This window comes from Mesorhizobium sp., assembly GCF_017306585.1.
Classification (GTDB): Bacteria; Pseudomonadota; Alphaproteobacteria; order Rhizobiales; family Rhizobiaceae; genus Mesorhizobium.
On the sequence record NZ_JAFKIC010000195.1, the window covers coordinates 21,010 to 27,273 of the forward strand.

The 6,264-nt window shown below is 63.8% G+C and carries 9 protein-coding genes; 5 read left to right on the plus strand and 4 right to left on the minus strand.

Annotation, left to right across the window (positions count from 1 at the left end):
• Nucleotides 1-16 precede the first annotated feature (16 nt).
• Nucleotides 17-499, minus strand: coding sequence for an SRPBCC domain-containing protein (locus tag J0I79_RS23935; RefSeq protein ID WP_292864946.1), 483 nt, complete (start codon nt 497-499; stop codon nt 17-19).
• A gap of 51 nt (nt 500-550) precedes the next feature.
• Here J0I79_RS23935 and J0I79_RS23940 point away from each other — a divergent pair, with 51 nt between their 5' ends.
• The 3 genes from J0I79_RS23940 (at nt 551) to J0I79_RS23950 (ending at nt 2,187) form a co-directional block, all read left to right on the plus strand.
• A complete protein-coding gene (locus tag J0I79_RS23940; protein ID WP_292864950.1) occupies nt 551-874 on the plus strand; it encodes a helix-turn-helix domain-containing protein in 324 nt (107 codons plus the stop codon).
• Between the two features lie 211 nt (nt 875-1,085).
• A complete protein-coding gene (locus J0I79_RS23945) occupies nt 1,086-1,835 on the plus strand; it encodes a YebC/PmpR family DNA-binding transcriptional regulator (protein WP_292864953.1) in 750 nt (249 codons plus the stop codon).
• 25 nt (nt 1,836-1,860) lie between these two features.
• Nucleotides 1,861-2,187 carry a SelT/SelW/SelH family protein gene (locus J0I79_RS23950; protein WP_292864956.1) on the plus strand — a complete coding sequence of 109 codons (327 nt, stop codon included), beginning with the start codon at nt 1,861-1,863 and terminating at the stop codon, nt 2,185-2,187.
• Between the two features lie 33 nt (nt 2,188-2,220).
• On the opposite strand, the gene J0I79_RS23955 is transcribed toward J0I79_RS23950, so the two are convergent.
• Together J0I79_RS23955 and J0I79_RS23960 are read right to left on the minus strand one after the other, a co-directional pair.
• Nucleotides 2,221-2,697, minus strand: coding sequence for a DUF1772 domain-containing protein (locus tag J0I79_RS23955; RefSeq protein WP_292864958.1), 477 nt, complete (start codon nt 2,695-2,697; stop codon nt 2,221-2,223).
• 1 nt (nt 2,698) lies between these two features.
• On the minus strand, nt 2,699-3,532 hold the full coding sequence (locus J0I79_RS23960) for an NAD(P)H-binding protein (protein ID WP_292864961.1): 834 nt from the start codon (nt 3,530-3,532) through the stop codon (nt 2,699-2,701).
• A gap of 104 nt (nt 3,533-3,636) precedes the next feature.
• Here J0I79_RS23960 and J0I79_RS23965 point away from each other — a divergent pair, with 104 nt between their 5' ends.
• Nucleotides 3,637-4,278: a TetR/AcrR family transcriptional regulator gene (locus J0I79_RS23965; protein WP_292864964.1), complete on the plus strand. Its 642-nt coding sequence runs from the start codon at nt 3,637-3,639 to the stop codon at nt 4,276-4,278.
• 77 nt (nt 4,279-4,355) lie between these two features.
• Here J0I79_RS23965 and rpmE read toward each other — a convergent pair whose 3' ends face one another.
• Entirely contained in the window at nt 4,356-4,577 is a 222-nt protein-coding gene (gene rpmE, locus J0I79_RS23970; RefSeq protein ID WP_292864967.1) for a 50S ribosomal protein L31, read from the minus strand.
• 217 nt (nt 4,578-4,794) lie between these two features.
• On the opposite strand from rpmE, the gene J0I79_RS23975 reads away from it, so the two are divergent.
• A partial coding sequence (locus J0I79_RS23975; RefSeq protein ID WP_292864969.1) for an ABC transporter transmembrane domain-containing protein occupies nt 4,795-6,264 on the plus strand: 1,470 nt, incomplete at its 3' end.

The following is a 6,264-nucleotide window of genomic DNA, read 5'->3' on the forward strand; positions in this document are numbered from 1 at the left end:
TGTTTGTCATGCCGGTTCAAACATTGGTCTCGTTGGCAGGTTCGCCCTTCATCTCGCTGCGGTAATAGCCCTCGCGCAGATTGATGCCGTATTCGACATAGGCCTTCATGCAAGCCAGCATCTGCGACCAGCCCTCGCAATTGAGGTAGGATTTCTTCAAGCCGACCGCGCCTTCCTGCCAGCCGCTCTCGGCGATGGTCACGAAGGTGCCGCCATCGTCGAGCGGCTCGAAATTCATCTCGATGCGGGTCTTGTAGGCCGGCTTGCCGTCGGCGTCGGTGGCATCCCAGCGCAGCACGATACGACTGTCCTTGACCACTTCGTCGACCTCGACCGGCACTTTTCCCCACCAGACGACACCGACCCCGGTTTGGAGCGGCGCGCTGGCACCGCTGATGGTGGTGAAATAGCCGCTGAGCTTCTTCGGATTGACGACGGCGTCGAAAACGTCGGCGACCGGCCGGCCGATGCGGCCCGAAACCCTGAATCCAAGGGACATATCCACAGCTCCTTCCTTGATTGCCGTCACGATATGTTATAGAAACATAACATGTCAAGTCGATCGCAAGATGACAATGTTTTCAAGGCGCTGGCGCATCCGCGCCGGCGCGAAATGCTGGATCAGCTGAAGGACGAGCCGAAGACGACCGGCATGTTGTGCGATGCCTTCGCCGACATCGACCGCTGCACCGTCATGCTGCATCTCAAGGTGCTGGAAGAGGCCGAACTGATCGTGGCGCGCCGCGAGGGGCGCGAGCGCTGGAACCATCTCAACGCGCTGCCGATCAAACAGATTCATGACCGGTGGATCAGCCAGTATGCCGGCCATGCCTTGAGCATCATCGACCATCTGAAGTCGGATCTCGAGGGATAGGCGCTCGCAGGGATCGCCGGCTGTCCGACAAAACGCGGCGCGGCTGGACGAATTGAGCCGATTTATCTATAAGCCGGCCATTCCGACAGAGAACGCCATACGCCTTCCGGGCGCAGCGGGGCGTTCTGAAATTTTGATTTCGAGCATTTTGCGCGAAGCGGGGTGAAGCACCCCGCTGCAGGATGCTCTAGCCGAACACGACAGGGGTGCCATGGCTGGCCATTCACAGTTCAAGAACATCATGCACCGCAAGGGCCGCCAGGACGCGGTGCGGTCGAAAATGTTTTCCAAGCTGGCGCGCGAAATCACCGTTGCCGCCAAGGGCGGTACGCCCGATCCGGCGATGAACCCGCGCCTGCGGCTGGCCATCCAGAACGCCAAGGCGGTCTCGATGCCGAAGGACAACATCCAGCGCGCCGTCAACAAGGCGTCCGCCGGCGATGGCGAGAATTACGAAGCGGTGCGCTATGAGGGCTATGGGCCCGGCGGCGTCGCGCTGATCGTCGAGGCGCTGACCGACAACCGCAACCGTTCGGCCTCGAATGTGCGGGCAGCCTTCACCAAGGCTGGCGGCGCGCTCGGCGAAACCGGCTCGGTGTCGTTCATGTGGAACCGGGTCGGCGAGATCTACTATCCGGCATCGGCGGGCAGCGCCGACAAGGTCATGGAAGCCGCGATCGAGGCCGGCGCCGACGATGTCGAGTCCGACGAGGAAGGCCACACCATCTACTGCTCCTTCGAAAATCTCGGCGAAGTTTCCAAAGCGCTGGAAACCTCGCTCGGCGAGGCGGAATCGGTGAAGCCGATCTGGCAGCCGCAGAACAATGTGCCGGTCGACGAGGAACGGGCGCAGTCGCTGATGAAGCTGGTCGCCACGCTCGAGGACGACGACGACGTGCAAAGCGTCTACGCCAACTTCGAGGTCGACGACGAAACCATGGCCAAGCTCAGCGCGGCGTAGACGGCAGGACGACATGAGCGGTGCGATGAGCGAGAAGACGTTGCCCGCCATCCGCATCACCTATTGCACACAGTGCCAGTGGCTGCTGCGGGCCGGCTGGATGGCGCAGGAACTGCTTTCCACCTTCGGTACCGATCTCGGCGAAGTGACGCTGGTGCCCGGCACCGGCGGCATTTTCACCATATCCTGCAATGAGACGCTTGTCTGGGACCGCAAGCGGGACGGCGGTTTTCCGGATGCGGCCAAGCTCAAGCAACTGGTCCGCGACGTCATCGACCCGGACCGCGATCTCGGTCACTCCGACCGCAAGGGTCACGTTTCCAAGGAGCAGACGACAAAAGACCCCGCCTGAGACGGGGTCTTTGAGCCTTCGCAGAGCCGCCCTTCAGAGCAGTGCGAAGATGAAGCAGGCCATTGCCACGATGGCGGTAACGGTGCGGACGTGGTTCCACATAACCCACTGGCTCAGATGGTTCGCCCACACGGCGGCGCCGTTGGCGCTCTCGGGATCGACAGCGGCCAGCGCATCGTTGAGGGGCACGTTGAAGACCATGGTCACGATCGGATTGCCGACGAAATAGATCACGGCGCCGGCGAGCAGCCAGTAGGCGCCCGACTGGCTCCAGCCCAGCAGAACCGCGGCAATGAGCACCAGGCAGATCAGGCCGGTGCCGAACAGGGCGGTCATGAAGGTCGGGGTGATCACCGTGATGTTGATCGAATTCATCGCGGCGATGCCGCTTGGGACGGGCAGCCGGGCAAGGGCGGCCATGACAAAATTGGAAAAGGCGAAGAACACACCGCCGACGACGCCGGAGCCGATCGCGGCGATGATGGTGAGGGTGGGCAGAAGCTTGATCATCTCAGTTACTCCAGATTCGGCTAGCGGCGGTTTCTGTTGCATAGGCGGAAAAGTCTTTCGGCTGACGGCCAAGCGCGCGCTGCACGCCGTCGGCCAGCATCGCGTTGCGGCCGTCGAGCACCTCGGTGAACAGCTCGTTGAGCAGCCACGCGAATTCCGGCGGCAGATTGTGCGCGGCGACCGTCTCGGTGAACTCGGCATGTGAAATCCGCCGGTAACCGATGTCGCGGCCGGTAGCCCTGCCGATCTCGGCGACCGCGTCGGCGAAGCTCAGCAGCCTCGGGCCGGTGAGCTCATAGAGCTGGCCGGCATGCCCCGGCCCGGTCAGCACCGCTGCGGCGACATCGGCGATGTCGTCGGCGTCGATGAAGGGTTCGCCGACCGCGCCGACTGGCAGCGCGACTTCGCCTTCGAGGATGGATTCGACGAGGAAACCCTCGCTGAAGTTCTGCGAAAACCAGGAGCAGCGCAGGATCGTCCAGTCGGCGCCGGAAGCCTTGACCATCTCCTCGGCGCGCTGCGCTTCGGGCTCGCCGCGACCGGAAAGCAGCACCAGCCGCCTGATGCCGCGTTCGACGGCAAGCCTGGCGAACGCCTCGACCGTTTCGGCGGCGCCCGGCACGGCGATGTCGGGGTAGTAGCTGATGTAGGCGGCGCCGACGCCTTCGAGGGCGGGGTCCCAGGTTTCCCTATCCAGCCAATCGAAGGACGGCGTGCCGTTGCGTGAACCGATCCGCACCGGGATGTCGCGGGCGGTCAGCCGTTCAGCGATGCGCCGGCCTGTCTTGCCGGTCCCGCCCAGGATGAGAATTGGTTTTCTTGTCGTGTCAGTCATCTCGATCTCCTCGCTGAGAACATGAGCAATCCTCACATTTGCAAAATGTGATAAACCCTCGTATTTTGCGAGTCAAGCAATTTTGTTTGAGACGGGAGCTGGCCATGGACGACACTGCAGCATCCGCTTCCCCGCAGGAGCAGATCGCCGCACCGCGCCGGTCGCCGAGCCAGCAGCGCAGCCGCGAGCGGGTCGAGCGCATGCTTGCGGCCGCCTCGGCGCTCATTGCGGAACAAGGCAGCGATGCCATGCGCATGGGGGAGGTCGCGGAAAAGGCAGGGGTATCGATCGGCTCGCTTTATCAGTTCTTTCCCGACAAGCGAGCGATGGTGTGGGCGCTGGCCGAGCGCTACTCGGCCGAAAGCCAGGCCTGCATTTCGGCCGCGCTGAAGGACGTCAGCGACGCGGAAGGTCTGAAGCAGGCATTCTCAGAGCTGCTGGATATCTATTACGGGCTGTTCCTGGCCGAGCCGGTGATACGCGACGTCTGGTCCGGCACGCAGGCCGACAAGGCCCTTCGCGCGCTCGAACTGGCCGACAGCCGCGCCAACGCCGAATTCCTGGTCGCGGTGCTGAAGCGGCTCAGGCCCGATGCCGACCCGGTCGAACTGGAGACGACGGCGTTTCTCGTCTGGCAGATGGGCGAGGCTGCCGTGCGGCTGGCGATATCTGTCGAACGGGAAGAGGGCGATAGGCTGGTCGCCGCCTACAAGAGCATGGCGCTCAGGGAATTGCTGGCCGAGTAGGTCTGAGCTTCATCCCAACAAGAAAAACAAAAAACCCGCCACGAGGGCGGGTTCTTGGTACGCGAAGACGGTATGGCTCAGAGGCCGAAACCTTCGAAACGCTTCTTGAACTTCGACAGGCGACCGCCGCGGTCGAGCAGGGTCTGCTGGCCGCCGGTCCAGGCCGGATGGGTGGTCGGGTCGATATCGAGGTTCATCGTATCGCCTTCCTTGCCCCAGGTCGAACGGGTCTGGTACTCGGTGCCGTCGGTCATGACGACCTTGATGGTGTGGTAGTCGGGGTGAATAGCGCTCTTCATGGTCGTGTTCCTAGGCCCTGTTCCTGGCTTGCCAGCGCGGCGGACGGGCATGAGCCTGCGTCGATGCGCCTCTTTTTAAAACTCGAAGCCGCAGCTATTGAGGAGCCACGGCTTCTAAAACGGTCGGCGTGCCTATACATCAGCCGAAATTGAATCACAAGGCCGCAGCGGCGCATATTGAGGCGCATATGCTGAGACGGCTAGAGGAAACACTGACATGGCGCAATCCAGCAGCGCAGACGAGCGCCGCCGCTCGCTCAAGCCGCTCAGGCGCCTGTTTCCCTATATAGGCCGCTACCGGAAACTGGTGGCCGGCGCGCTCGTCTCGCTCGCGGTGGCGGCGGCCACGACGCTAGCGCTGCCGCTGGCGGTGCGACGCATGATCGACCATGGTTTCACGCCATCCGGGTCCACGTTCATCGCCGAGTATTTCGCCGCTCTGGTTGCCATGGCCGCGCTGTTGGCGGCGGCCTCGGCCGGCCGCTACTATTTCGTCATCACGCTCGGCGAGCGTGTCGTCGCCGATATCAGGCGCGATGTCTTTGCCCATGTGACGACCTTGTCGCCGGCCTTCTTCGACACTGCCCAGTCAGGGGAGATCGTGTCGCGGCTCGCCGCCGACACCACGCAGGTCAAATCCGCGGTCGGCGCCACCGCGTCGGTGGCGCTGCGCAATGTGATCCTCGGCCTCGGCGCCGTGGCGATGATGGTCGTCACCAGCCCGAAACTGTCAGGCCTCGTCATAGCAGCCATTCCCATCATCGTGCTGCCGCTGGTGGCTTTCGGCCGCTCGGTGCGGCGCAAGTCGAGGCAGGCGCAGGACACGCTGGCCGATGCCACGGCCTATGCCAGCGAGCAGATCGGCGCGGTGCGCACGCTGCAGGCCTTCACCAATGAAGGTTTGGTCACCGGGCGCTTTTCCGGCGCGGTGGAAGCCGCCTTCGCGGCGGCGCGGGCGTCGATCTTCGCGCGCTCGTTCCTGACCTTCTTTGCCATCTTCACCATTTTTTCCTCGGTCGTAGCGGTGCTGTGGTTCGGCTCGCGCGACGTGCTCGACGGCACTTTGTCGCCGGGAACGCTTGGCCAGTTCCTGCTCTATTCAGTGTTCGCCGCCGGCGCGCTGGGCGCGCTGTCGGAAGTCTGGGGCGAACTCGCGCAGGCGGCCGGCGCGGCCGAACGGCTGACCGAAATCCTGGCCGAGAAGCCGGCGATCCAGGCGCCGGCCAACCCGAAGCCGTTGCCGGCGGTCGCCAAGGGCGGCATCGTGTTCGACGACGTTTCCTTCTCCTATCCGGCAAGGCCCGACCGTGCCGCCGTCCATGGCCTGAGCTTTCAGGTCAGGCCCGACGAGACGGTGGCGATCGTCGGCCCCTCGGGAGCCGGCAAGAGCACGGTGTTCTCGTTGATCCTGCGCTTCTACGACCCAGAGACCGGCAAGATCCTGATCGATGGCGTCGACGTGCGCGAGGCCGATCCGGTTTCGGTGCGCGAGCGCATCGCCATCGTGCCGCAGGATGTCACCATCTTCGCGGCGAGCGCGCGCGACAATATCGGGTTTGGCCGGCCGGGCGCCGGCGAGGCCGAGATCGAGGCGGCGGCCAAGGATGCGCTGGCCGACGAATTCATCCTCAAGCTCGAAAAGGGCTATGACAGCCAGGTCGGCGAGCGCGGCGTGACACTGTCCGGC